This window comes from Pseudoalteromonas sp. SG43-1, assembly GCF_014164415.1.
Classification (GTDB): Bacteria; Pseudomonadota; Gammaproteobacteria; order Enterobacterales; family Alteromonadaceae; genus Pseudoalteromonas; species Pseudoalteromonas distincta.
This window is the reverse complement of record NZ_JACJFD010000004.1, coordinates 99569-124524: the sequence shown is the minus strand read 5'-3', so window position 1 is coordinate 124524 and position 24956 is coordinate 99569. Positions and strand designations below refer to the sequence as shown.

General features: G+C 39.1%; 23 protein-coding genes. 15 read left to right on the top strand and 8 right to left on the bottom strand.

The window, feature by feature from the left end; genetic code table 11:
• Positions 1–7: 7 nt before the first annotated feature.
• Entirely contained in the window at positions 8–1744 is a 1737-nt protein-coding gene (locus H5159_RS05430; protein ID WP_182671746.1) for a hypothetical protein, read from the top strand.
• 46 nt (positions 1745–1790) lie between these two features.
• Here H5159_RS05430 and H5159_RS05425 read toward each other — a convergent pair whose 3' ends face one another.
• The 6 genes from H5159_RS05425 to H5159_RS05400 form a co-directional block, all read right to left on the bottom strand.
• Entirely contained in the window at positions 1791–2234 is a 444-nt protein-coding gene (locus H5159_RS05425; RefSeq protein WP_182779896.1) for a PA2169 family four-helix-bundle protein, read from the bottom strand.
• Positions 2235–2411: 177 nt separating this feature from the next.
• Entirely contained in the window at positions 2412–3350 is a 939-nt protein-coding gene (locus H5159_RS05420; protein ID WP_002961484.1) for a LysR family transcriptional regulator, read from the bottom strand.
• A 19-nt stretch (positions 3351–3369) separates the two neighbouring features.
• The gene (gene aceK, locus H5159_RS05415; protein WP_182779894.1) at positions 3370–5088 is read right to left on the bottom strand and encodes a bifunctional isocitrate dehydrogenase kinase/phosphatase; all 1719 of its coding nucleotides are present in this window, start codon (positions 5086–5088) and stop codon (positions 3370–3372) included.
• Between the two features lie 103 nt (positions 5089–5191).
• On the bottom strand, positions 5192–5671 hold the full coding sequence (locus tag H5159_RS05410; protein ID WP_182779892.1) for a DUF4124 domain-containing protein: 480 nt from the start codon (positions 5669–5671) through the stop codon (positions 5192–5194).
• A gap of 86 nt (positions 5672–5757) precedes the next feature.
• Complete coding sequence (locus H5159_RS05405) at positions 5758–7254, bottom strand: DUF3413 domain-containing protein (RefSeq protein ID WP_024596962.1); 1497 nt, start codon at positions 7252–7254, stop codon at positions 5758–5760.
• A gap of 5 nt (positions 7255–7259) precedes the next feature.
• The gene (locus tag H5159_RS05400) at positions 7260–7472 is read right to left on the bottom strand and encodes a DUF1414 domain-containing protein (protein WP_002961475.1); all 213 of its coding nucleotides are present in this window, start codon (positions 7470–7472) and stop codon (positions 7260–7262) included.
• A 62-nt stretch (positions 7473–7534) separates the two neighbouring features.
• Between H5159_RS05400 and yejK the strand changes: the two genes are divergently transcribed.
• Positions 7535–8551 (top strand): nucleoid-associated protein YejK, encoded by a 1017-nt coding sequence (gene yejK / locus H5159_RS05395; RefSeq protein ID WP_182779890.1) that lies wholly within the window; start codon positions 7535–7537, stop codon positions 8549–8551.
• A gap of 1204 nt (positions 8552–9755) precedes the next feature.
• On the opposite strand, the gene rne is transcribed toward yejK, so the two are convergent.
• Positions 9756–12977 (bottom strand): ribonuclease E, encoded by a 3222-nt coding sequence (rne, locus tag H5159_RS05390; protein WP_182779888.1) that lies wholly within the window; start codon positions 12975–12977, stop codon positions 9756–9758.
• Between the two features lie 772 nt (positions 12978–13749).
• Here rne and rluC point away from each other — a divergent pair.
• Both rluC and H5159_RS05380 read left to right on the top strand, forming a co-directional pair.
• Positions 13750–14709 carry a 23S rRNA pseudouridine(955/2504/2580) synthase RluC gene (gene rluC / locus H5159_RS05385; RefSeq protein ID WP_024596136.1) on the top strand — a complete coding sequence of 320 codons (960 nt, stop codon included), beginning with the start codon at positions 13750–13752 and terminating at the stop codon, positions 14707–14709.
• Positions 14706–15368: an HAD-IA family hydrolase gene (locus H5159_RS05380; protein ID WP_182779886.1), complete on the top strand. Its 663-nt coding sequence runs from the start codon at positions 14706–14708 to the stop codon at positions 15366–15368. Before rluC ends, H5159_RS05380 begins: the two co-directional genes overlap by 4 nt.
• Before the next feature lie 9 nt (positions 15369–15377).
• Here the strand turns inward: H5159_RS05380 and H5159_RS05375 are convergent, their stop codons facing one another.
• Positions 15378–15977 (bottom strand): nucleoside triphosphate pyrophosphatase, encoded by a 600-nt coding sequence (locus H5159_RS05375; protein ID WP_182779884.1) that lies wholly within the window; start codon positions 15975–15977, stop codon positions 15378–15380.
• 131 nt (positions 15978–16108) lie between these two features.
• Here H5159_RS05375 and yceD point away from each other — a divergent pair, with 131 nt between their 5' ends.
• The 11 genes from yceD (at position 16109) to H5159_RS05320 (ending at position 24948) form a co-directional block, all read left to right on the top strand.
• Complete coding sequence (yceD, locus tag H5159_RS05370) at positions 16109–16633, top strand: 23S rRNA accumulation protein YceD (RefSeq protein ID WP_007375269.1); 525 nt, start codon at positions 16109–16111, stop codon at positions 16631–16633.
• Between the two features lie 9 nt (positions 16634–16642).
• Complete coding sequence (gene rpmF / locus H5159_RS05365; protein WP_002962381.1) at positions 16643–16813, top strand: 50S ribosomal protein L32; 171 nt, start codon at positions 16643–16645, stop codon at positions 16811–16813.
• A gap of 12 nt (positions 16814–16825) precedes the next feature.
• Positions 16826–17866 (top strand): phosphate acyltransferase PlsX, encoded by a 1041-nt coding sequence (gene plsX, locus H5159_RS05360; protein ID WP_002962380.1) that lies wholly within the window; start codon positions 16826–16828, stop codon positions 17864–17866.
• 52 nt (positions 17867–17918) lie between these two features.
• Positions 17919–18845, top strand: coding sequence for an ACP S-malonyltransferase (fabD, locus tag H5159_RS05355; protein WP_182779882.1), 927 nt, complete (start codon positions 17919–17921; stop codon positions 18843–18845).
• An 11-nt stretch (positions 18846–18856) separates the two neighbouring features.
• Positions 18857–19603: a 3-oxoacyl-ACP reductase FabG gene (gene fabG / locus H5159_RS05350; RefSeq protein ID WP_002962378.1), complete on the top strand. Its 747-nt coding sequence runs from the start codon at positions 18857–18859 to the stop codon at positions 19601–19603.
• Between the two features lie 250 nt (positions 19604–19853).
• Positions 19854–20090, top strand: coding sequence for an acyl carrier protein (gene acpP, locus H5159_RS05345; RefSeq protein ID WP_002962377.1), 237 nt, complete (start codon positions 19854–19856; stop codon positions 20088–20090).
• Positions 20091–20305: 215 nt separating this feature from the next.
• On the top strand, positions 20306–21544 hold the full coding sequence (gene fabF / locus H5159_RS05340) for a beta-ketoacyl-ACP synthase II (protein ID WP_002962376.1): 1239 nt from the start codon (positions 20306–20308) through the stop codon (positions 21542–21544).
• 59 nt (positions 21545–21603) lie between these two features.
• Positions 21604–22419: an aminodeoxychorismate lyase gene (gene pabC / locus H5159_RS05335; protein ID WP_182779880.1), complete on the top strand. Its 816-nt coding sequence runs from the start codon at positions 21604–21606 to the stop codon at positions 22417–22419.
• Positions 22413–23399 (top strand): endolytic transglycosylase MltG, encoded by a 987-nt coding sequence (mltG, locus tag H5159_RS05330; RefSeq protein WP_182779878.1) that lies wholly within the window; start codon positions 22413–22415, stop codon positions 23397–23399. Before pabC ends, mltG begins: the two co-directional genes overlap by 7 nt.
• Positions 23400–23405: 6 nt before the next feature.
• Positions 23406–24032: a dTMP kinase gene (tmk, locus tag H5159_RS05325; protein ID WP_002962371.1), complete on the top strand. Its 627-nt coding sequence runs from the start codon at positions 23406–23408 to the stop codon at positions 24030–24032.
• A gap of 1 nt (position 24033) precedes the next feature.
• A complete protein-coding gene (locus H5159_RS05320; protein ID WP_182779877.1) occupies positions 24034–24948 on the top strand; it encodes a DNA polymerase III subunit delta' in 915 nt (304 codons plus the stop codon).
• The last annotated feature ends 8 nt before the right edge of the window (positions 24949–24956 follow it).

The window sequence follows — 24956 nt, the reverse complement described above, 5'->3', positions numbered from 1 at the left end:
AGATCGTATGAGTATGATGAAGATCAAATTAATACTTACCCTTTTACTAATATTTTCGTTTAGTATTAAAACTGTTTTTGCTGATACCGCTATAAAGTTTAACGGCGTCAATAGCTTTGCTAGCTTTGATGTTTGGCAGCCCACCGGTCCATTCAAAATTGTAGTGTGGCTTGGGGAAACACCCAATGACCCTTCCAAGAAAACCTATTTACTTTCTAACTCAAATACAAAAGAATTTTTACTATTTAATCAGTCAAGTATACAAATGAAATTTGGAGACAAATACCCCGGCGTCTGGAATAAGTTAAACTTTTATCAAACACGTTTTTTAGAAGTTACAGTAAAAAATGGAGAGCTAATAGCTTCAGACGGATTAAAAAGTGTTTCAGTTAAAAAAGACTTTATTGTTCCTACTGATGTATCATTTAATTGGTTATTTAGGAGGTCAAATAAATTTTCTGAGGGAGCTCTTCAGGGACTAGGCTTAATAGACCTGAATAACATTGAAAATAGCCGTAATTTTGGCATAAGTGACAGAGGGGAGCCGCAACTTATCTCCGCAAACCAGGACTCATTCTTTGAATTACATAACATTACATCTGCTGATTTAATAAGCGGTTTAGACGTTCCTAACCCTAAAGTTTCTGATGTAGATAATGTTTCAAGTTTAGCTGAACTGATATTTGCAAAGTATCCGGGCAATCCAATGATTAATAATGAGTCTAATACAGGCAATGAATATGCTTGGAATGGGTATTATTGGTTACGTACTTATCTGCATTTCTATAATGTAACCAATAAGCTCAAGTATTTAGATATGGCTATTGAGTTAGCTAACAAAATGCTTAGTGATACGGATTTGGTGAGAAGTACAAATGGATTTTCAGCAACAAATAGCTATAAGCGGGCACCTAAATTATTCTTAAATGAAAGAGATGAAATTGCCCCCGGCTGGGAAAGATCACTCTCTGATTCGAGTATAACTGTTTTGACGGATGGTATGATTTTAAACGGTGTTATGCGTATAGTTGATATAATAAAAACTCAAAAATTATCTGATTATTATAACTTTGCGGACATTTCTATATTAGCCGCCCAAAAGATAGTAGACAGCCATGACAGCTCGTATAGCGTTAGTAAAAACTCTTCGATTAAAGGAAGTTTTTACTACGTGAACCTTTATAACGATAACTATGGTGATTCTGGTTTATATAGTAATCCTTTAGCCCATAATCATAACCTGACAATGGCAACAGCGATGCTGTATTTAGATAAATGGAGTGATAGACCTGATTTTTATAAATCAAAAATAATGGGTATTATAGATTTTTTTACTGAAAATTTAGAGTACCAAGATGATGGCACGTGTACATGGAATTATAATTGGGATCGTCGAGGTCCATCATACGAGAAATATGAAGATATTAATCATGGACATATTGATGTTGGCTTATTTGTTGTAGCTGATGAAGAGGGGTATTTTAACAACTTAGATATTATGAATTGCTTAGCTAAAACAGCGGTTGAACGCATTGCCATTGGTCCAGGTCCTATTCCACAATTTGTAACCGGAGAAGGTATTAGCAGTAAAGGTGAACAAATTGCATTCTCATATGATTGGCGTGAATTATCTAAGTTTGAACCTTCAATCATAAATCGTTCAAATAATATTATGAGGCATGCAGTGAGCAACATCACTTGGTTCAGGCAATATGCAGCTTTAGCTATGACCTTAGAAAATTAATTTAAATATGGCTTAGTTGAAATAACTAAGCCATATTATAATTGACTTAATTTTTTTGCATACGGCTCATTTCTGCATGGCAGCTTTGCATTGTTAATAATGTTTTAGCCAGTGCAGCTTCGCAGTCAGCTGGTTGCGGTTTATCCATTGCTGCTTTAATTTCTTCAAGGGTTTTATCTTCTACCTCTTCAAGCTCTTTTACATACGTGCTGTCGTTGTGTGAGGTGAAAGTAGTCAATAGGGCTGTGTACGCACGTCGTGCTTCAACTGCGAAAGATGAGCCATCTTCGCGTTCGCCTTTTTCATTAATTGCATATGGCTGCAAGCGCTCAACACTCACTTTTCGGGCATCTATCATACGCTGAAAAAGTGCACCAATAGCAGGGTCTTCAACTTTTTCCTGCGCTTTTTGATAAAAATCGATGCCGCTGTTCATAACTTGAATGATGTCAGTAATATGATTTACTTCTGATCCTTGATGGGTGTTCATAATGACCTCTTTAATTAAATGAATGTATAGTTCAATTTAATAAAAGCAATGTATGTTCCACGTTTTAATAGTTATGTAGTTATTTGATTTTATTGGTTTAATTTTGTTTCAGCAGGGTGCTAAGTTAACAGGCAGAAAATTAACCTAGCAATTTTTACATTATATTGTGTAATAAAGTTATTTTAGCTCTTCAGCTACTTCAGCTACTTTTTGACGTAACCAAATGTGACTCGCATCGCGATGCAACAGTGGGCTCCAAATCATATCAAGCTCAAAAGGAGGAATTGGAAATGGTGGCTCTAAAATTTTAAGCCCCGGATCATCCAAATATATGTTCGCGGCTTTTGAAGGAAGGGTCGCAATCAAATTTTTCTCTTTAGCTAAATGAATAGCTACATGGTAGTTACGCGTAAAAGTGGCAATATTACGATGCTTACCAAAGTGGGCAAGTGCTTCGTCAACCCAGCCAAGTTTTTGCACATCTTTAGGGTCCATGCCTACACCTACACCAAAACCTGTTTTGCTTACCCATATATGGCGCGCTTTTAAATAGCTGTCGAGGCTAAAGTTTTCAATTATAGGATTATCGGCTTTTACTAAGCAGCAAAAACTATCTTTCCAAATACGTTTATGATGAAAAGACTGAGGTAAGTTTTCAAAACGGTTGATTGCCATATCTACTTTACCGTTTTCTACATCATGAAAGGTGACATCACTTGGTGTGAGTATATCTAAAGTAGTATCGGGGGCTTCTTCGTGCAATTTACTTAAAAGCTTTGGTGCTAATGTACTTGCAGCGTAATCACTGGCCATTATTCTAAACACACGCTTACTTTGGCTTGCCTCAAATTCTCGATTAGGTGCTAGAGTTTCTTCAAGGGTCATTAAAATGCCACGAATAACGGGTTGTAACTCCAAAGCACGCTCGGTAGGTACCATACCATCGCTGGTACGAACTAAAATAGGGTCGTTAAATAAGTTACGAAGACGTTTAAGGCCATTACTCATTGCAGGTTGCGTTATACTCAATTGATTAGCAGCGCGTGTTACGTTGCATTCTCGAAGCAATGTATCGAGGTAAACGAGTAAATTTAAATCTATTTTACTTATATTCATTGTGTGTGTCCTTTAGCGCTTACCAGTGGTGAATAAAGCGCTGTGCTGTCGGGTATGGGTAAATATGACTTACCTGACCATTTTTTATATTTTGTTGTGCCTGCTTCCAAAAGCTAACATCTATAAGCTCAGGATGAGTGCTGAGTAAAAACTTTTTATACATAGGGTTTGGCATTACAAATGTACAAAGTTGCTCAGGAAATACGTCCTGTGGTGCAACAGAGTAACTTTGTTCATCCATTAAATAGTCGTCATAGCTCTTTGCTTTTGGTAATGATCTAAAGTTCATATCGGTTAGATATTGGACTTCATCGTAATCGTAAAAAATAATACGTTTGTGCTTACTTACACCAAAGTTTTTTAATAGCATATCACCAGGAAATATATTAACAGCAATCATTTCTTTTAGGGCTTGCCCATATTCTTCAATCGCGTCGGCAGCACTTTCTTCATCAGCATTTTCTAAAAACAAGTTAAGAGGTGTCATTCGCCGTTCAATATACAAATGCTTGATGATCAACCAATCGCCCTCAATTATCATTGATGAGCCAATTGTTTTATGTAATTGCGCAAGTAAATTACTATCAAAACGCGCTAAAGGAAATACGACGTTAGAATACTCTATGGTATCGGCCATTCTGCCAACACGATCATGATTTTTTACCAGTTGATAACGCTTTAATACGGTATCACGGCCAAAGGGTTTACTCTCACCAAATTTGTCTTTTATTACTTTAAAAACATAGCCAAATGAGGGGAGGGTAAATACCATCATCACCATACCGGGAGTCCCCGGTGCAATTGTAAACTCATCACTAGAGTGAGATAAATGATTTAAAAACTCTCGGTAAAACTCAGTTTTACCCTGCTTATGAAAACCCACTGCGTTATAGAGCTCAGCAAGTGTTTTGTTTGGCATAAGTTGATTTAAAAACCGAACAAGTGCTGAAGGTGCGTGAGTCTCTACCATAAAGTAGGCGCGGGCAAAGCCAAAAATAACACGCATTTGAGATGACTTAGTTAAAAGTGCATCTAAATATAATCCGTTATCTTCATCGTGTAATACGGCGATTATAAAGGGCTGAACCCCACTTTTTGAAACAACACGACCAACAATATAGGCTGCTTTATTTCGATAAAAAGGCGTATGTAAAATATCAAAGCGCATTTGCCAAGGTTGGTGATGTGTATCGGGGGCTTGTTTATAAAAAGCTTTAACAAGGAGGCGGATATCACGCTCTAAATTTACAAATGGGGCTTTAAAATCAAAATGATTAATAATGCGTTTTATTGTTGGTTTGAGGCCATCAACTACAGGAAAGTAAGTTCTATATTCTGCTTCTACAGGCACTGAAGGAGCATCTTTTAAGGTTGCTTCTACAAATATAAAGTCATTATGAAAATAGCGCCTATGGTACAGCCGGCAAAATACAGAGTTATAAAAAGTTTCGGCGAGCTCTGCTTGGGGATGAAAACATAAAAAATGCTGGTATATCTTTTTAACTTCAAGCCATAGGCTTTCATCGAGTTGTTCGGTTGGGGTTTCTTTTTTTAGCGCTTGCGTGGTTTCGTTAACACGATCATCATAATAACTGATACGCAAACGGCTGATATCATTAATTGCTTGCCAATCTTTTTTTGCAAAGGCAAGAGGGGCTTTGGCTGTTGTTTTTTGAAATAACTGATAGTGCCTTTTAAAACCCGTTAAAATTAATTCAGCAATATGGCGAGGTTGCATTTGCACTCCTTAAAAGTCCCTAGAGTTTATACTCTATTGTGTTAAGGGTATGTTATTTTAAGTTTAAAACCAAGATAAATGTTACTTACTAACTAAGAGTAACTTATTGGAATTGAGCTATCTTTTTTTCGAGAATTTTAATTTGTTTAGTCACAGCCGATACGTTTTTCTTATATGTTTTATTAATTATTTTTAGTTTATTAGTAATGTCTTTAGTAATACGCTTTTTATCATCAATGGCTAAGATATGATTTAACCGCTCTTGTTGTTTGTATTCAGCACGCTCTTTATTACGATCAAGTATTGTTAGTTTATGGTTATTACTGCGAAGCTCTGCCTGTAAGCCAGATAGAAGCCTTTCACGCTCAAGTTCGTTTAGTTGTTTAGTGTAGTCAACCTTAGGACCAGAATACTGATTACCCGTTGTGTTAACTTTATAAGTCGTTGCTTCGTCGTCACAGGGGAGTTGAGAAAAGACAGTGCCTTTTTCTGTTACACACTTGTAGTAAGTGGTATCGCTAAAGCTAAAAAAACTGATAAGTAAAAAGCTAGAATGGAGAATATAACGAGAAGTTTTAAACATACATGTCATCCTTGGTTTTTATATCTAACAACAATATAAAACTATAACCTAGCTTGGTGGTATATCAAGCTAGGTTAGGATAACTGTTATTGGGTAAAGGTTTTGAGCTTTTTAATACTCTGTACTAAAAATGGTATATCTAAACCTTGTTCAATAGAAAAACCTTCAGCGGCAGAGATGTTTTTAAAGTTACCATCTGAATCTATTAAGGTAATCCTATCTTTTTTATAGGCTATAACAACACCCTGAGAGTAGTTCACGCCCATATCGTCTTTTTTCTTGTATAGATTAACGCCTAGCATTGTTTGCTTGGCAATAGCTTTGCAATTTAAATATTGCCCAACGCTTGTTGCAATTAAATCGCTAGGTTGAATTAGCCCATCTACTTTAGAAATACGTTTGTCAGAGCTGTATAAAGTTGAGGTGGTTACTACTTCTTGCTTGTTATTGGCAAGACTAAAAGCAAAAACCTGTGTTTCATCATCTCGAACAGTAGGGGTATCACTCGCTTTAATTACTCGAATAGCACTAGAGCTATGTGCTTGATCATTAATAAAGCTTAGTTCTTCAATGCCAGTTACTTCAATGCTACGGCGCTGACTTTGCCAAACTGGGAGTGTCTGCTCGGTTAAAATTGCTGCTTTATAAAAAGCGGGTAAACCATACACTAAGCTAAATAACGTATCGTCATGATTTGTTGGCTGTAAAAACTGCTCTGTTTTGTGCATGTTTTTATTCTCGGCAACAAACTTTTCGAGTTGTTGTTGAGTTTCAAATACAAATATATCTACATTGGCTTGTGTGTAGTCCTCGCATTTTTCAAGCGGGCTTGGCATTTGATAACTAATATTTTGGTTATTAATTTTTACGTTGTGTGCTTGCTCGTAGCTTTCTATATCTAGCAGATCATTTTTAGCTAACAAGCTTTTAGCGGTAGTAGGGTATGAAAGTGGCAAAACATTATCTTGTTTTGTTACATCAAAGTTTAAATTGGCGTCAGCCCAAATATGAATACTGTGGCTAAGCGAAAAACACACGATTAAAAAAGAAATTGCGTAACGTGCAAATTTATATTGCTTTAAACGCTCAAGGTGGTGCCATGTGTAATTACTAACAAGTAGCTGAAAGCCTAAAATAACAACAACAATACCACTGGCTAAAATGGTTGTTAAAGCAGGAGAGCTTGTTAAACGATGCCACAACAATGAAATGATCTCAGGTAAGGCAGATATACTTAGGTGATAACCTAAATTAACATACACATAAGCATCAAGAGTAAGCAATGATGCGCCTACAGTGGCTATTACAGCGGCCATGCCACGAATGTGTCGTGGGTAGGGGAATATTAAACTAAGCGGAAATACCGTCAGCACAAACGCTAAAAAGGCTATAAAACTAGTGTGGCTTAGCCAAGTAACTAGCATATAGGTAATGCCTAAAAAGCTTGTAGGTGGCGAGTCTGCAAATAAATAGCTTAAGCTAATAAGTAGGGCTAAGCCGATATTGGCAAAGGTAAACCAATGCCCCCAACTTAGCAGCTGACTCGCTTTTGATGAAAATTGATTGTGCTGCGATAAATTCATAAATTTTATTTAACCGACTGCGCGAGCGCTTTTGCAAAGTTCTCGGTTACAGCTTGTCTTTTCCCTGTTGGTACATGCTCTTTTAAGATATGCGTGATAGAATTTCCTAAACACATAAGACTTAAATCAACCGGCGCATTGTGTTTAGTTAGCACATCAATAAGCTGATCGACGATTTGTTCTACTTCTTCATTAGAGTATTTTGATAAGATTGGCATTAGTTGGTTCAATAAAATAGTTATATTCTCGTATTTTAACACTAGAGGCGTGAAAAACAAAGATGACAACAGACGTTAAAAAATTAGTCGTTCACTATGTAGACAAAAAAGACGACGATACGCAAATTCACCTTCGAAATGATGAGATGGTAATTAACGATAAAGTAGCCGTTTTTATCGAACAATTACATCATGCATACAATGGTAAACCTGGTAAAGGTTATTGTGCTTTCAGTGGTGACAAAAACAGTGTTGTAGCATCTGCAATGCAAAGTTACCGTAATGATGAGTTAGGCTTTTGGCATATGACCGAGCAAGCCTCAACGGTTTTAAAAGAAGAGCTTGATAAGTATGCATTTAGTGAAACAGGCTATTTAGTATTTTGTCATTACCAATACGTTGCAACTGATTACATGCTAATTACGATGATTAACATCAAAGAGCATTATTCTATGACCTCAGAGCTTGATTTAGCCGCTTCTCGTCATTTAGACATATCACGCATGCAACTTGCTGCTCGTATCGATTTAACAGCGTGGGATACACAAGCTGACGACAACCGTTATATTTCATTTATCAAAGGGCGAGCTGGACGTAAAGTTGCCGACTTTTTCTTAGACTTTTTAGGTTGTGAAGAGGGTATTGATTCAAAACAGCAAAGCCAAGTAATGCTTAGCGCAGTAGAGGATTATTTATCTGAGCAACAATTTGATAAATCAGAAAAAGACGATTTACGTAAACAAGTTTTTGACTACTGTAATGACTGTGTGACAACTGGTGAAGATGCCAGCGTAAGCGAGCTATCTGCAACGCTTACAAAAGGCGATGACAGCCCGTTTGATAGTTTTTGTAAAGAACAAAGCTATGACTTAGAAGAAACTTTCCCTGTTGATAAGAAAACCGTAACCAGCATGGTTAAGTTCTCAGGTCTTGGTGGTGGTGTGAGTGTAAGCTTTGAACGTAAACACTTAGGTGAGCGCGTAACTTATAACGAGGCAACTGACACGCTTGTAATTAAAGGTATTCCGCCAAACTTAAAAGATCAGTTACAACGTTTTATGGAAAGTGAAAGCGAGTAAATTTCACAAGTAAAAAGCTGATTTAAGAGCGCGGTATTTATATCGCGCTTTTTTGTATCGGTATATAAATTCGTTGCATCGGAAAAAAAAACTTAAATATTTATTTCACATAGAGAAGTGAAAGAGGAGTAAATGAGAAAACACAAGTCATGCTTTATTGACAGGCTTAGCCTTATTACTACCTCTAAAAGCGCAGCATCTCTTAACCTCTTTGTGAAAAAATTACTTTTTACGGGCTTTGTGCCCGTCACGCCAACAAGTTGTGCGTCTACAGGTTAATTTTATTCACGGTGTTAAATTTGGCTGTAGTAGTGAAGCTTGCTTACGCGAGAAGCAACGCTTCTGTTTATTTAATTTCTTTGCTAATAAAACCACTTAAAGATCTATTGCACAAAGAGAAGAGAAAGAGAAGTAAATGAGAAAACACAAGTCGTGCTTTATTAACAAGACTTAGCCTTTTTACTACCTCTAAAAGCTCAGCGTCTCTTAACCTCTTTGTGAATAAGTCGCTTATTATGGGCTTTGTGCCCGTCACGCCAACAAGTTGTGTGTCTACAGGTTAATTTTATTCACGGTGTTAAATTTCGGCTGTAGTAGTGAAGCTTGATTACGCGAGAAGCAACGCTTCTGTTTATTTAATTTCTTTGCTAATAAAACCACTTAAAGATTTATTTCACAAAGAGAAGAGAAAGAGGAGTAAATGAGAAAACACAAGTCGTGCTTTATTAACAAGACTTAGCCTTTTTACTACCTCTAAAAGCGCAGCGTCTCTTAACCTCTTTGTGAAAAAATTACTTTTACGGGCTTTGTGCCCGTCACGCCAACAAGTTGTGCGTCTACAGGTTAATTTTATTCACGGTGTTAAATTTCGGCTGTAGTCGTGAAGCTTGCTTACGCGAGAAGCAACGCTTCTGTTTATTTAATTTCTTTGCTAACAAAACCACTAAAAGATTTATTTCACATAGAGAAGTGAAAGAGGAGTAAATGAGAAACACAAGCGATGGTTTGCTAGCGGGGCTTATTTAAGTTAGCAAGACTTAGACTTAGACTTATTACTACCTCTAAAAGCGCAGCGTCTCTTTACCTCTTTGTGAAAAAATTACTTTTTACGGGCGTGAAGTCATTTTTCTGATTATTCAAATCATATAAACAAAAAAGCCCCGCTATTTATTAAATAGCGGGGCTTTTTAATGAATGTTAGTTATTAATCAACACTCATTGTTTTAGTCATTGCAGAGCTTGCACGACCAGCAGGTTTGATTGAACCTGCACGTAAACCACTGTCTGGAACTAGTTCACGTTTATCGTGAGCCATTGCTACAGACGTATGTTTCACTTCGCTATCAGCTACAGGAGTCGGTTGTGCCATTGGCGCACTTGCTGACCCTTGAGTAACCGCTGTTTTAACATGCGGTGCTGATTTTTCAGTTTTCACTTTTGCTTCAACTTTAGCAGGCTCTTCAGTTACTACTGATGTTTCAGCTTTAGCAGACTCTTCAGTGGCTACTGGCGTTTCAACTTTAGCAGGCTCTTCAGTGGCTACTGGCGTTTCAACTTTAGCAGGCTCTTCAGTGGCTACTGGTGTTTCAGCTTTAGCAGGCTCTTCAGTTGCTACTGGTGTTTCAACTTTAGCAGGCTCTTCAGTTGCTACTGGCGTTTCAACTTTAGCAGGCTCTTCAGTTGCTACTGGTGTTTCAACTTTAGCTGGCTCTTCAGTGGCTGCTGGCGTTTCAACTTTAGCAGGCTCTTCAGTTGCTACTGGTGTTTCAACTTTAACTGGCTCTTCAGTGGCTACTGGCGTTTCAGCTTTAGCCGGTTCTTTAGCTTTTACTGGCTCTTCTACAGCTTCAACTTTTGCTAAGTCTTCAACCGCAACGGCTTGCTCAACTTGTTGCGACGCATCTACCGATGTTTCTTCTGATTTAGCTTTAAGTTCTGCTTCGTATTCTGCAGCAGCTTGATCAGCAACTGGAATAAATGCAGGGGCTTCATCAGATTTAACTTCTGCTTCACCTTCAGGGCGACGACGACGTTGACCAGATGCACGAAGATGACGAGGAGAACGACGTGAACGTGTACGTGTTTGCTCTTGTTCGTCTTCAGTAGTTGCTGTTTCATCGTTAGAATCAACAACATCAACTTTCTCTTCTTTAATGTGAGCTGTTTTTTCTGCCGGAGTTTGCTTTTGCTTTTCTACAGCAGGAGCTTGCTCTTGAACTTGTGGAGTTTCAGTTACAGCCGTTTGCTCAGGTGCTTGCTCTGTTGAGTTAGCTTGCTCAGCTTTTTCATCTTGCAGACGTACTTTTTTACGTATGTTACGACGTTGACGGCGAACTTTAGGCTTCTGTTCTTTAGGCTCTGCAGCTTGTGCTGGCTTACAATCAGTTTCTACTTCCGCCTTTGCAGGGGCTTCAGTTTTAACTTGATCTTTTTCTTGGTTTTTATGTTCTGGGCGCTTACGAGAGTTAGGATTACGACGGCGCTTGTTGCGGTTCTCGCTTCTCTCTTGAGTCTCGGTGCTTGCTGCTGAGTCAGTTTTAGCTTCCTCTTCAGCGGCTGGACGCTCATTGCGCGGTTTGTTAGTGCGTGGGTTATTATTACGACGGCGTTGATTGTTATTACGACGACGATTATCGTTACCACGACGCGCATTATTGCGCGTTTCTTGCTGCTCTTTTTCTACAGCTTCTTTTTTCTCTTCTTCAGATTCACTTGCAAATAACGACTTAAACCAATTACCAATAGCAGCTAGTAAGCCACCTTCAGTTTTAGTTTGTGCTACCGCAGCAGGCTCTACGGCTTTAGCTGGCGCTGCTTGTGGAGCAGGAGTAGAAGGCATTACCACGCCTTTTAGCATCGGCTCTTCACGGACTGGCGTACTTGGAGATTTTGACATCTCGAATACTTCAGGCTCCGGTGCAACAACTTGTCCGTAACTTACAGTTTCAAGTGTTTCGTCTTTACGTAAGCGCATAACTTCATAATGTGGTGTTTCCATATGTTGATTTGGAATGATCACTACGTCACATTTATGATGTTTTTCAATGCGATGAACACTACGACGTTGCTCATTTAATAAATAAGCGGCAACAGCAACAGGCACTTGTGCATTTACTTGTGCTGTATTGTCTTTAATTGCTTCTTCTTCAATTAAGCGAAGAATTGAAAGTGCTATTGATTCGTTTGAACGAATAGTACCTTGGCCACTACAACGTGGACATGGGCCTTGGCTTGCTTCACCTAATGAAGGACGCAAACGCTGGCGCGACATTTCAAGTAAACCAAAGCGTGAGATTTTACCAATTTGAACGCGAGCACGGTCTGGGCGCGCTGCATCTTTTAAACGATTCTCTACTTCACGTTGATGGCGTGGAGGAGTCATATCGATAAAGTCGATTACAATTAAACCACCTAGGTCACGAAGACGTAATTGACGTGCAATTTCATCGGCCGCTTCTAAGTTTGTATTAAGTGCTGTCTCTTCAATATCGCCGCCTTTAGTTGCCTTAGATGAGTTGATATCAATAGATGTCAGTGCTTCAGTAGGGTCAATTACAATTGAACCACCAGAAGGAAGACGTACTTCACGCTGGAATGCAGACTCAATTTGGCTTTCAATTTGGTAATGTGTAAATAAAGGCGTGTCACCTTGATAAAGCTTAACACGGCTCATAAAGTCAGGACGAAAACGCTCAATGTGCGCTTTAGCTTCTTCAAAAACACGTGGTTTATCAATTAAAATTTCGCCAATGTCGCGACGTAAATAGTCGCGTATTGCGCGGAAAATCACGTTGCTTTCTTGGTGAATCAAAAACGGTGCTTTAGCACTATCGGCTGCTTGTTTAATTGCATCCCAATGTACTAAGAGTGCTTTTAAATCGTAGTTAAGTTCTTCAAATGACTTGCCAACACCCGCTGTACGAACAATTAAGCCCATACCTTTAGGTAGTTCTAAACGGCCTAAAGCTTCTTTAAGTTCAGTACGCTCATCACCTTCAATACGACGAGAAATACCGCCAGCACGAGGGTTATTAGGCATAAGAACTAAATAGCTACCAGCAACGCTGATAAAAGTAGTTAACGCTGCGCCTTTTTGGCCGCGTTCTTCTTTATCAACTTGTACTATTACTTCTTGACCTTCTTTTATTACGTCGCGAATGTTAGGGCGACCATGAAAAGTGTAACCTGCAGGGAAGTAAGTACGTGCAATTTCTTTTAAAGGAAGGAAACCATGGCGGTCAGCACCGTAATCAACAAATGCTGCTTCAAGAGATGGTTCAATGCGAGTGATTTTGCCTTTATAAATATTGGCTTTTTTCTGTTCGTGACCTGGGCTTTCGATATCTAAATCATAAAGGCGCTGGCCATCAACCAGTGCTACGCGCATTTCTTCTTGCTGCGTTGCATTGATTAGCATACGTTTCATATTGTTACTCTACTTATTTATGTCGCTGACATGACGATGTTTTTCTCGCCTGTTCAGTTGTCCCTATTTTTAGAATGTGCAGCCTCACGACTGGGTCTTTAACGGAACGGCTCTGTATCTCGTATGCAGTATTTTAAATGCTGGCAAACAATAGCGATTATTACCGCTATTAAATTCTTAATGGTGCTAAAACTGTCGGCTTTTCAGCTACGTTTACAAGTTTTACCCAGAAGTCGGCCTGTCATATTAATCTTACTAAATATCATTCATATTAGGCGCGTAGGGCTCATTAAGTTGGTGAGCAATACATACTGATGTATCGCTAATATCCGTTTTAAGAGCAAAAATCGCTGCCGATGTTAATGAACGCTTATTTATTAGATTTTTTTAATTCTAAATAAGCTGCTGTACGGTACTACAATAATTGAGCTAGTGCTGAACGACGTTTTTTACGTCGTCACTATCAGACAAATTATCTGTTCATTGCTTTCTCTAGCACATTAAAAATCGCTTCATGTTCAAACTTAACCAGCAATATATTACGCGCATTGCCGTTAATTGATCGCACGTGTTAACTGAGGAGGCATAAAAGCTTTGGAAAACTTAACTCGGATCTGTATGATCGGCTACCCAGAATGTGCATCACGAATGTTTTAATGTGTTAAAAAGCACCGTTGTTATTTGCAAATACTAAATATTTGCGCTGCTGATTATCCCACTATTATTACAGTGTTAGCAACTAAATTATTTTACTTAAATTAGTGATTAGGCAATGTCAGAAAAAAACGACTTACAAGTAACTTATGTCACGATCAATGAAGACCATTTAGGTCAGCGTATTGATAACTTTCTTATTACCCATTTAAAAGGGGTGCCTAAAAGCGCTATTTATAAACTTTTGCGCAAAGGTGAGGTACGCGTTAATAAAAAGCGTATTAAGCCTGTATATAAACTACAGCTTGACGATGTACTGCGTATTGCACCTATCAGAGTTGCTGAGCGTGAAGAGTTTGTACCATCAAAGTTAGACAAAGTAACTCGCCTAGAAAACGATATTTTATTTGAAGATAAATACCTTATCGTCATAAATAAACCTTCAGGTATGGCTGTTCATGGTGGCAGTGGTTTAAGTTATGGTTTAATTGAAGCGCTGCGCGCGCTTCGCCCAGAAGAGCGCAATCTTGAGCTAGTTCACAGGCTTGACCGTGATACATCGGGCTGTTTACTTATTGCAAAGCGCCGTTCGGTGTTAACAGCATTGCATGAACAGCTTCGTGAAAAAACCATGGAAAAAAATTACTGGGCACTTGTAGAAGGGCAGTGGGACTCTAAAACTAAAAACGTTACCGAAGGGCTGCGTAAAAATACACTTAAATCGGGTGAACGCGTAGTACGTGTAGATAACACTGAGGGCAAGCCTTCGCATACGCGTTTTAAAGTACTTGAACGTTTTAACGATTGCTCACTTGTACAAGCATCACCTGTTACAGGTCGTACGCACCAAATTCGTGTACATACGCAATGTAAAGGTCATCCTATCGCGTGCGATGATAAATACGGTGACCAGGGGTTTGATGAATCTATGCGTAAAGTTGGGTTAAACCGTTTATTCTTACATGCACACGATTTAAGTTTTTATCATCCTAAAAACGAAACAACGATGCGTATTGAAGCGCCCCTTGATAAAACGCTTAAAAATACATTACTAAAATTACGAGACGCAAAACAGTGATTGCAGTGACGCCGATTAAAAAATATAAGCTCGTCATTTTTGATTGGGATGGCACCGTTATGGATTCAGTCACTAAAATAGTTAACTGTATTCGTAGTAGTGCTGAGTCACTTAATTTAGTGGCGCCAAGTGATTTGGCAATTAAAAATATCATTGGTATGTCGCTTGAAAAAGCAATTGATGTTTTATTTCCCGATAATGTCGCGCAGCATCAAGCGCTAATTAAAGGGTATAAACACCAATATAGTGTTGATACCACGCCAACTCCTGTATTTGATAATGTTGTCAGCGTTTTAACTGCTTTAAATAAGCAAGGCATTGTTTTAGCGGTTGCAACAGGTAAAGGTCGAGATGGATTAGAGCGTTTGCTTGATCAAAGCCAACTTAGATCTTTCTTTAGTGCAACACGTACAAGCGACGAAGCGCAATCAAAGCCCTCTCCAGATATGCTGTATCAATTACTTGAAGAACTTGGCATAAGCGCTCAAGACGCTGTAATGATTGGTGACACTCAAATAGACATGACAATGGCAAAAGCTGCAGGCATGGATAGAATTGGCGTAACAATGGGTGTACATAACGCACAGCAGCTAAATAAGCTTAGCCCTGTTGCAACAGTAGATAATTATCTGCAATTGCAACAGGTTTTGCTTGGCTAATTTATTTAACTAGAGCTTGTTTTGAGCGGTAAGCACATCAATACCAAACTCAGCCAGTAATTGGCTGAGTTTAATTAATGGTAATCCAATTAAGCTATTAGGATCGTCTCCGCTTAGTTTTTCAAATAAACAGATACCCAACCCTTCACTTTTAAAGCTGCCAGCACAGTTATAAGGCTGCTCTGCGTCGCAATAAGCACTAATTTGTGCATCACTTAGGGTTTTAAACGTCACATTAAAAGGTTCTACGCAGGTTTTTTTTGTTCCAGTTACAATATCGTAAACACAAAGCCCAGTTAAAAATGTTACAGTATTACCGCTAAATAAATTTAGTTGTTTTAGAGAATTTTGTTTATTGTGCGGTTTACCTAAAATTTGATTGTTAAACACAGCGACTTGGTCTGATCCAATTGCTAACCCTTTTTTAAAGTGTTTATTAGCTGCTGAGGCTTTTAACTCACTTAAACGCTTAACCAGTTCAGTAGGTGTTTCGCATTCAAGTGCTGATTCGTCAACGTCGGGTGAAAACGTATCAAAGGGTAAATTAAATTTTTGTAATAAAGACTGCCTAAAAGGCGAGCTTGACGCTAAAATGAGTGGAAGCTTCATGGACTGTTTTCCTACGATAATTCAGATTGAGTTAGGATAAATCAGATCCGAGAGTAAAACACGTTAAAAACCAAGTAAAAATGGTTTTTTACTTTGACTAACAAACTAACTATCTATATGATGCAGCCCCTATGCAAAAGGTGAAAATTCCCATCACTCTTCATCCAGGCAAAGCAGCGCAGCACCGTTTAAAGTATGACGGAATTGTACCGCTTGAAAAACTTACTCGTTTAGAGAAAGTTGTGCAGGAAGAAGTAGGTGAAATAGCGGTAAAAATACATTGCAAAAACGATGATCAAGGTTTCGCTGTGATTAGAGGCAATTTGTCCACACATGTTACTGTCATTTGTCAACGTTGTAATGGTGATTTAGGGTTGGATTTGGTTCAAGACTTTGCATATTCACCAGTAGGTGAAGATACAGAGTTAGATATTTTTCCTGAAGACTACGACGAAGTAGCACTTGATGAAAATGGTGAAGTTAACGTTTTTGATTTAATTGAAGACGAACTAATTTTAGCAATTCCATTAGTGGCTACCCACAACGAAGCTTCATGCAGTTATTCAGCAAAGCCTGCCAGCTTTGGTGTATTAAAGGCGGAAGATGATAAACCTAATCCATTTGATATTTTGAAACAACTTAAGAAAGATTCTTAGGAGAAGACTATGGCTGTACAAAAAAGCAAAAAGTCTCGTGCAAGACGCGGCATGCGCCGTTCACACGATGCGATCAGTGGTCCAACTTTAACTGTAGATCAAACATCTGGTGAGACTCATCGTCGTCACCATGTGACTGCAGATGGTTACTACAAAGGCGTTCAAGTAATTTCTAAATAAGAGATTACTTATATGCTGAAAGATCTAACCATAGCGTTAGATATGATGGGGGGCGATTACGGCCCCCGTTCATCTATTCCTGCTGCCGTTCATGCGGTAAACGCTCATGCCAATTTAAGTCTCATTTTATGTGGCAATGAAGACGTTATATCTAAAGAACTCGAATCCCTCGATTCTTTATCTCATCCAAGACTCATAATTCGTCACTGTAGTGAAATAGTCACTAACGCCTGCGAACCTGCAATTGCTGTACGTTCAAAAAAAGATTCATCTATGCGTGTTGCCCTTGATTTAGTTAAATCGGGCGAAGCTCAAGCGTGTGTTAGCTCAGGTAATACCGGCGCTTTATTTTTTATGGCTCACTACGTATTAAAAATGCTGCCAGGTGTTAAACGTGCCGCACTCATTTCATCTGTTCCTACAGAAAGCCAAAACCCAGTATATTTACTCGACTTAGGTGCTAATGTGCACTGCGATGCGCAAATGCTCTATCAGTTTGGCATTATGGGCTCTGTAGTTGCTGGTCAAGCACTTGGCTGCGATAACCCTCGCGTTAGCTTATTAAATATTGGCGCTGAGGACATTAAAGGCCACGACGACATTAAACAAGCTGCACAATTGATGCAGCAAAGCCCACATATTAATTACATTGGTTATAGCGAAGGAAGTGATATTTTTTCTGGCAAAGCTGATGTTATTGTATGCGAAGGGTTTGTGGGTAACGTGGCGCTCAAAACATGCGAAGGCATTGCCAAGCTTATTATGAATAAGTTTACAGCTGCGCTCGAAAAGCACCTTTTGTATAAATGTATGGCGTTTATATTGCGTCCAATAATAAAAAAACTCTATAAAAGGGTGAACCCCGACCAGTATAACGGTGCTTCTCTGGTAGGATTGCGCGGTATTGTCGTTAAAAGTCATGGAAATGCGTCAGCTAAAGCATTTCAAGCAGCAATTGATGAAGCGGTAAAAGAGGTTGAACGTCAACTTCCTGATAAAATAGCCGCTATTTTCGAAAAAACACATTCTAAAGACACGGCGGTTAATCAATAATTGATGTGCCGTGTATTTCATTATTTATTTGTTTAATTAAAAAGAGCAAAGTATGGCACAAAAAATTGCACTTCTATTCCCAGGTCAAGGCTCGCAAAGCGTTGGTATGTTACAAGAGCTACTAGAGAGTTCTGACATTGTTAAAGCAACATTTGCAGAAGCATCAGATGCACTGGGTTACGACTTAGCAGAGCTAGTTCTTAATGGCCCAGAAGAAAAATTAAATCAAACTCATCGTACACAACCTGCATTATTAACTGCAAGTGTTGCTATTTACCGTGATTGGCTTGCAGCAAACCCAGATGCAGACGTTGTTATGGCCGGTCACAGCTTAGGTGAATATTCAGCACTAGTATGTAGCGACGTACTAAGCTTGAGCGAAGCTGTTAAGCTTGTTGAAAACCGTGGTTTATACATGCAAGAAGCTGTACCTGCAGGCGTAGGTTCAATGGCTGCGATTATTGGCTTAGGCGATGAAGAAATAAAAGCGGCATGTGCTGCCTCAGCGCAAGGTGAGGTTGTATCTCCAGTTAACTACAATTCTCCTGGTCAAGTTGTTATTGCAGGGCATAAAGCGGCAGTAGATAGAGCATCACAATCATGTAAAGATGCTGGTGCTAAACGCGCATTACCACTTTCGGTTAGCGTACCTTCACATTGTGAACTAATGAAGCCAGCAGCTGATAAGCTAGCGGTAGACTTAGCCTCTTTAACATTTAATACACCTAAGTGTGATGTAATTAATAATGTTGATGTAAAAGCTGAATCGACCGCTGATGCAATTAAAGATGCACTAGTACGTCAACTATACAGCCCAGTTCGCTGGACAGAAACAGTACAAGCCTTGGTTGCACAAGATGTAACGCAAAGCTACGAATTTGGTCCTGGTAAAGTATTAACAGGGCTTGCGAAAAGAATTGATAAAGCAATGGTTTGTGGCTCAGTAAACGATGCCACTTCAATCGCTGCAGCTAAATAAGAGTATATAAAATGTCTAATTTATTTTCTTTAGAGGGCAAAATTGTCCTAATTACTGGCGCTAGCCGTGGTATTGGTAAAGCAATTGCAACAACATTAGTTGCGCAAGGTGCAAAAGTTGCAGGCACTGCTACAAGCGAGTCAGGCGCTGCTAAAATCAGCGAGTACTTAGGTGACAATGGTAAAGGTTATGCATTAAACGTAACGGATCCTGCATCTATTGAAGCGACACTTGCCGCAATAAAAGCTGATTTTGGCGATATTGACGTACTTGTTAATAACGCAGGTATCACACGTGATAACCTATTAATGCGTATGAAAGAGACTGAGTGGGACGATATAATCGACACTAACTTAAGCTCGATTTTCCGTTTATCTAAAGCGGTACTTCGTCCAATGATGAAGAAAAAGAAAGGTCGTATTATCAATATTGGCTCAGTAGTGGGCACTATGGGTAATGCAGGGCAAGCAAATTATGCAGCGGCTAAAGCAGGCGTCATTGGTTTTTCTAAGTCACTTGCACGCGAAGTGGCATCACGTGGTATTACAGTAAACGTAGTAGCACCTGGTTTTATTCAAACTGATATGACTGATGATTTAACTGACGAGCAAAAAGCAGCAACACTTGCAAATGTTCCAGCAGGGCGTTTAGGTCAACCAGACGAAATTGCAGCTGCGGTATGTTATTTAGCATCTGACGCGGCTGCGTACGTATCAGGTGAAACTTTGCATGTAAATGGCGCGATGTACATGGTTTAATAACCATTGTACCCACATTGTTACCTAATAAAGTTAAGTAAGTTACCTCAAAAACATTGAATTATTTGTGAACTTGCTTTAAACATACTTGAAATCGCTGCGAAAATAAGCGATAAAAGACAAAACACACACTCAGAGGTTTGACCAGACAATTATTTATGGTCAAATCATTGAATCAGAGAATTATGCCGCGTAAACTACGCGGCAATCTGAAAATAACGCATCGGCGTTTTTAATAAAGGAAAGAAGAATGAGCGATATCCAAGAACGCGTAAAGAAAATTATCATTGAACAACTAGGTGTTAAAGAAGAAGAAGTTAAAAATGAATCTTCTTTCGTAGATGACCTAGGTGCAGATTCTCTTGATACTGTTGAACTAGTAATGGCTCTTGAAGAAGAGTTTGATACTGAGATCCCAGATGAAGAAGCTGAGAAGATCACTACAGTACAAACTGCTATCGATTACGTAACAGCACACGCTGAGTAATTAATCGCACGTTAAAGGCAGCATCCGCTGCCTTTAATTTTTTATATCCAAACCACCTCAAAGTTCGTGATTCAAAACTTAAGCCTCAATGCTCAATTTTAGCTAAAAATTAATTTTGATTGTGTTATGCGTTTTTAATCTATTTTGGGACTAGCACTTTGAGGTAGCTTGGGTATGATCATCCCCTTGTAAATATCCCTTATTGGAGGCAAACCGTGGCTAAACGTCGAGTCGTCGTAACTGGCTTAGGAATGTTGACGCCGCTAGGTAATGATGTTCAATCAACCTGGCAAGGCTTATTAGATGGCAAAAGTGGCATTCAAACAATAACCCACTTTGATACATCAAAATTTGGTACTAAATTCGCTGGTTTAATAAATGACTTTGATGCAACTGCATACATGTCAGCGAAAGATACTAAAAAAATGGACTTGTTTATTCAGTACGGCATTGCAGCGGGTGTTCAAGCCTTTAAAGATTCAGGCCTTGAAATTACTGAGCAAAACGCAACACGTATAGGTGTAGCTGTGGGCTCTGGTATTGGTGGCTTAACGCTTATCGAAGAAAACCACATTAAGTTATTAAATAGTGGTCCGCGCAAGTTATCGCCATTTTATGTGCCGTCTACCATTATTAATATGATCTCAGGTCACTTATCAATGATGCATGGACTTCGTGGTCCAAATATTTCAATTGTAACTGCCTGTACTACTGGTTTGCATAATATTGGCCATGCCGCGCGCATGATTGCCTACGGTGATGCAGATGCAATGGTTGCTGGCGGTGCAGAAAAAGCCTGTACCCCAATTGGTATGGGTGGCTTTAATGCTGCACGTGCACTTTCAACCCGCAATGACGACCCACAAGCGGCTTCTCGCCCTTGGGATAAAGACCGCGATGGCTTTGTGCTTTCTGACGGTGCAGGTGTTGTTGTAGTTGAAGAGTACGAACATGCAAAAGCGCGTGGCGCTAAAATTTATGCTGAGCTTGTAGGCTTTGGTATGAGCGGCGATGCGTACCACATGACGTCACCACCAGAAGATGGAGCCGGTGCTGCCCTTGCAATGCAAAACGCACTAAATGATGCGCAAGTAAACGCAGAGCAAATTGGTTACATTAACGCACACGGTACATCTACAAATGCAGGAGATAAAGCAGAAACTGCCGCTGTTAAGTCTATTTTTGGTAATGCAGCCAAAGATGTAATGGTAGGCTCGTCTAAATCGATGATGGGTCACTTGTTAGGTGCTGCCGGTTCGGTTGAATCGATTATTTCGATTTTATCGCTGACTGATCAAAAAGTGTCGCCAACTATCAACCTTGATAATCCAGACGAAGGGTGTGACTTAGATTATATTGCTCACACTGCACGTGATGCAAAGTTAGACTTTGCACTGTGTAACTCGTTCGGTTTTGGTGGTACTAATGGCTCGTTGCTATTTAAAAAGGTATAATCTTTTTTAACAACGAATCAAATTATAAGAGCTCAGTTGTTTAACTGGGCTTTTTTTATATGCCAAATAAAATGCAAACAATAATAGCAGTAGATCAAAACAGTACTTTAAGCACTCGTGACAGAGGCTTAAATTACGGTGACGGCTTTTTTACAACGGCTAAAGTTGTTGATGGGCAAGTACAGCATTGGGCTCATCATAAAGCACGTTTGATTGAATGCGCACAGCGTTTGGGGTTTCCTGAGCTAGACTTTAATAGCCTTGAAAATCAAATTGCTTTGCATATAAAAACTGCACCACTAAACGTGCTTAAAATACTTGTAACGCGAGGCGAAGGCGGCCGTGGTTATGGGTTGCCAAGTGAGTGCAATGTTACTATTTTATTGAGTGTATTAGATTACCCTAGTAATTACGAAGCGCTTGCTAAAAAGGGTGTAACTCTCGAAATAAGCCCGATTAAATTAGCGGCGCAGCCATATTTAGCGGGTCTTAAAACATTAAACCGACTTGAACAAGTGCTAGTTAAAAAAGCGATGCAAACGCAAGTCTGCGACGATGTGTTAGTGCTTGATTACAATAACAATGTAATTGAAGCTTCAGCAGCTAATATTTTTGCGATTAAAAATAAGTGTGTGTTTACGCCATTGCTTGATGAGTGCGGAATAAAGGGCGTTTATCTACAATCGTTATGTGATAAATTGCCTGTTGAATTTAAACGCGTAAAAGTAGAAGATTTAACCCAAGCAGACGCCGTATTTGTGTGTAATAGCTTAATGGGAGCAGTACCTGTTAAAAGTATTGAGCAACAGGTATTTAATACAGATGACAGCCACGCATTATTAACTAAATTATTAGCCAAGGAGGCTGAGTGTTAAAAGTTATTTTATCGGTACTTTTTTTAGCTGTTATAACCACTGCTATTGGTTACCAGCAATTACAAGCAACAATAAATAGCCCGCTAAAAGTAGCTAAAAACACACAATTTGAAGTTAAGCATGGCACTGGCTTTAATAAGTTATGTCAGCAATGGCAAGCTAAAAACTGGGTAGAAAGTTGCTGGCGTTATCAAATCATTGCCAAATTAGATCCCACACTTACCGACTTAAAAGCGGGGCTTTACGAGCTAACAGCCGATAGCGTTATTAATAACGTAAAAAAAATTAACCAAGGCCAGCAAATTAGTTTTAGTTTTACCATTATTGAAGGGCAAAACTTACGTGAAGTACTAAGTGCTGTTAATAAAGCCGATAATTTACAAGACGATTTAAAAACTGATGAACTAAGTATACAAATACTGGGTAATAATACGCACCTAGAGGGCTGGTTATTCCCCGACACTTACCATTATCATAATAACGATACTGCGAGCAGTTTATTAAAACGTGCAGCGCAAAAAATGCAGCAAACGTTAGACGACGCTTGGCAGCAGCGCGCTGTTAATTTGCCCTACAAAACAGCATACGAAGCACTTATAATGGCTTCAATCATTGAAAAAGAAACAGGCCTTGCCAGCGAGCGTCCGTTAATTGCATCAGCATTTGTTAATCGATTAAACACCAATATGCGTCTGCAAACCGATCCAACCGTAATATACGGGCTAGGCGCTGATTTTGATGGTGATATTAAACGTAAAGATTTGCGCGATTATACGCCTTACAATACGTATCGTATTAATGGTTTACCGCCAACACCGATTGCAATGCCATCAAAAGCAGCTATTTTAGCTGCAGTTAATCCGCCGCAAAGTGAATATGTTTACTTTGTATCAAAAGGCGATGGTAGCCACCAATTTTCAACCACGTTAAAACAGCATAACGCAGCAGTTAAAACGTATATATTAAATAAAAAGAATTAATAGTTTATGAAACCAAAATTTATAGTAATAGAAGGGCTAGAAGGCGCGGGTAAATCAACCGCTATTTCGTTATGCCAAGATTTTTTAAACAAACAAAAAATAGACTTTATTAATGTCCGCGAACCTGGTGGCACGCCATTGGCTGAATCGCTTCGTACGCTTGTAAAAGCAGAGCATGAAGAAGAGATTGCCTTTGAAACCGAGTTGCTTATTATGTACGCAGCTCGCTCGCAGCTAATGCACAATGTTATTACCCCAGCGCTTGATAAAGGCCAATGGGTACTTGCCGATCGTCATGATTTATCGTCTCAGGCGTATCAAGGTGGCGGGCGTGGTATTAGCTCAAATACATTAGCTTCACTTTCGTCAATGGTGTTAAAAGGCTTAAAGCCTGATTTAACTATTTACCTTGATATTGACCCAGTGATAGGCCTTGAGCGCGCAAAAGGGCGTGGTGAGCTTGACCGTATTGAACAAGAAGCCATTGAGTTTTTTCAGCGTACACGTATGCGTTATGTTGAACTTGCTAATGACGACAACACAATTAAAACCGTTGATGCAAACCAAAGTATTGATAAAGTACATCGCGATATTACCAATGTACTGCATTCATTTTTTGAAGGCCTAAAATAATATGCCATTGCCTTGGCTACATGATACTCAAGCACGTTTAGCGAAAAGTTATCGCGCAGAGCGTTTTCATCATGCGCAATTATTTTGTGGGCCTGTTGGCGTAGGTAAGTTTGAGCTAAGTGATGAGCTTGGGAATGCTTTGTTATGCCAAAATATAGCTAAGCAGGTAGCTGTGCAAAACAGTATGCTAAAACCTTGCGGACAGTGTAAAAGCTGTTTACTTAACCTGGCTGGCACTCACCCCGACAAACGATTAACGCAAGTCGATGGGCAAAGTATTGGTGTAGATGATATTCGTGGTATTAGTGATTTTATGAATCACTCTGCAGCGCAAAATGGCAATAAAGTCGCGATAATCGAAAATTGCGAAAAAATGACCACAGCAGCAGCTAACGCATTATTAAAAACACTTGAAGAGCCAACTAATAGCCGCTTTTTAATATTAACCACAAGCCAACCAGAGCAGCTCCCTGCAACTATTTTAAGTCGATGCGCTAAAAGTGATGTAAAAATAACTAATACAGCACTTGCTCAGCAATGGCTAGAGACATTGGACATTCCTAACTATAGTTGGTTAGCACTTTTTTATAACCAACCGCTGCAAGTAAAGCATTGGCAACAGCAAGACCAGCTAAAAAATATTGATACACTGTATAAGTTTGCAACTGAGTTTAAACAAAGCCATAATTTCAAAGCGTTAGTCGATATAATAAATAAACAGCCTGAACTTGTTCGTATATTTACTTTGTTTTTAAGCGTGCAACTAAAGCAGCAATTACTGCAAGGCATGAGTTTTGACGCTTATCAAAGTGCGCAAAATGCATTAGGCGAGTTTTTACAAAATAACACACAAATACTTGGCCTTAATTTACCGCTTGCTGTATCACGGTTAGCATACACATTGCGAAATTCTTAAAAGGATTA

Coding starts and splice junctions, on each gene's coding strand:
- H5159_RS05320 (WP_182779877.1), top strand. CDS start 24,034: ATGCCATTGCCTTGGCTACATGATACTCAAGCACGTTTAGCGAAAAGT.
- aceK (WP_182779894.1), bottom strand. CDS start 5,088: ATGCAACCTCGCCATATTGCTGAATTAATTTTAACGGGTTTTAAAAGG.
- acpP (WP_002962377.1), top strand. CDS start 19,854: ATGAGCGATATCCAAGAACGCGTAAAGAAAATTATCATTGAACAACTA.
- H5159_RS05425 (WP_182779896.1), bottom strand. CDS start 2,234: ATGAACACCCATCAAGGATCAGAAGTAAATCATATTACTGACATCATT.
- rluC (WP_024596136.1), top strand. CDS start 13,750: ATGTCAGAAAAAAACGACTTACAAGTAACTTATGTCACGATCAATGAA.
- rne (WP_182779888.1), bottom strand. CDS start 12,977: ATGAAACGTATGCTAATCAATGCAACGCAGCAAGAAGAAATGCGCGTA.
- H5159_RS05420 (WP_002961484.1), bottom strand. CDS start 3,350: ATGAATATAAGTAAAATAGATTTAAATTTACTCGTTTACCTCGATACA.
- rpmF (WP_002962381.1), top strand. CDS start 16,643: ATGGCTGTACAAAAAAGCAAAAAGTCTCGTGCAAGACGCGGCATGCGC.
- yceD (WP_007375269.1), top strand. CDS start 16,109: ATGCAAAAGGTGAAAATTCCCATCACTCTTCATCCAGGCAAAGCAGCG.
- fabD (WP_182779882.1), top strand. CDS start 17,919: ATGGCACAAAAAATTGCACTTCTATTCCCAGGTCAAGGCTCGCAAAGC.
- yejK (WP_182779890.1), top strand. CDS start 7,535: ATGACAACAGACGTTAAAAAATTAGTCGTTCACTATGTAGACAAAAAA.
- H5159_RS05430 (WP_182671746.1), top strand. CDS start 8: ATGAGTATGATGAAGATCAAATTAATACTTACCCTTTTACTAATATTT.
- fabG (WP_002962378.1), top strand. CDS start 18,857: ATGTCTAATTTATTTTCTTTAGAGGGCAAAATTGTCCTAATTACTGGC.
- tmk (WP_002962371.1), top strand. CDS start 23,406: ATGAAACCAAAATTTATAGTAATAGAAGGGCTAGAAGGCGCGGGTAAA.
- pabC (WP_182779880.1), top strand. CDS start 21,604: ATGCCAAATAAAATGCAAACAATAATAGCAGTAGATCAAAACAGTACT.
- H5159_RS05375 (WP_182779884.1), bottom strand. CDS start 15,977: ATGAAGCTTCCACTCATTTTAGCGTCAAGCTCGCCTTTTAGGCAGTCT.
- H5159_RS05400 (WP_002961475.1), bottom strand. CDS start 7,472: ATGCCAATCTTATCAAAATACTCTAATGAAGAAGTAGAACAAATCGTC.
- plsX (WP_002962380.1), top strand. CDS start 16,826: ATGCTGAAAGATCTAACCATAGCGTTAGATATGATGGGGGGCGATTAC.
- H5159_RS05410 (WP_182779892.1), bottom strand. CDS start 5,671: ATGTTTAAAACTTCTCGTTATATTCTCCATTCTAGCTTTTTACTTATC.
- H5159_RS05405 (WP_024596962.1), bottom strand. CDS start 7,254: ATGAATTTATCGCAGCACAATCAATTTTCATCAAAAGCGAGTCAGCTG.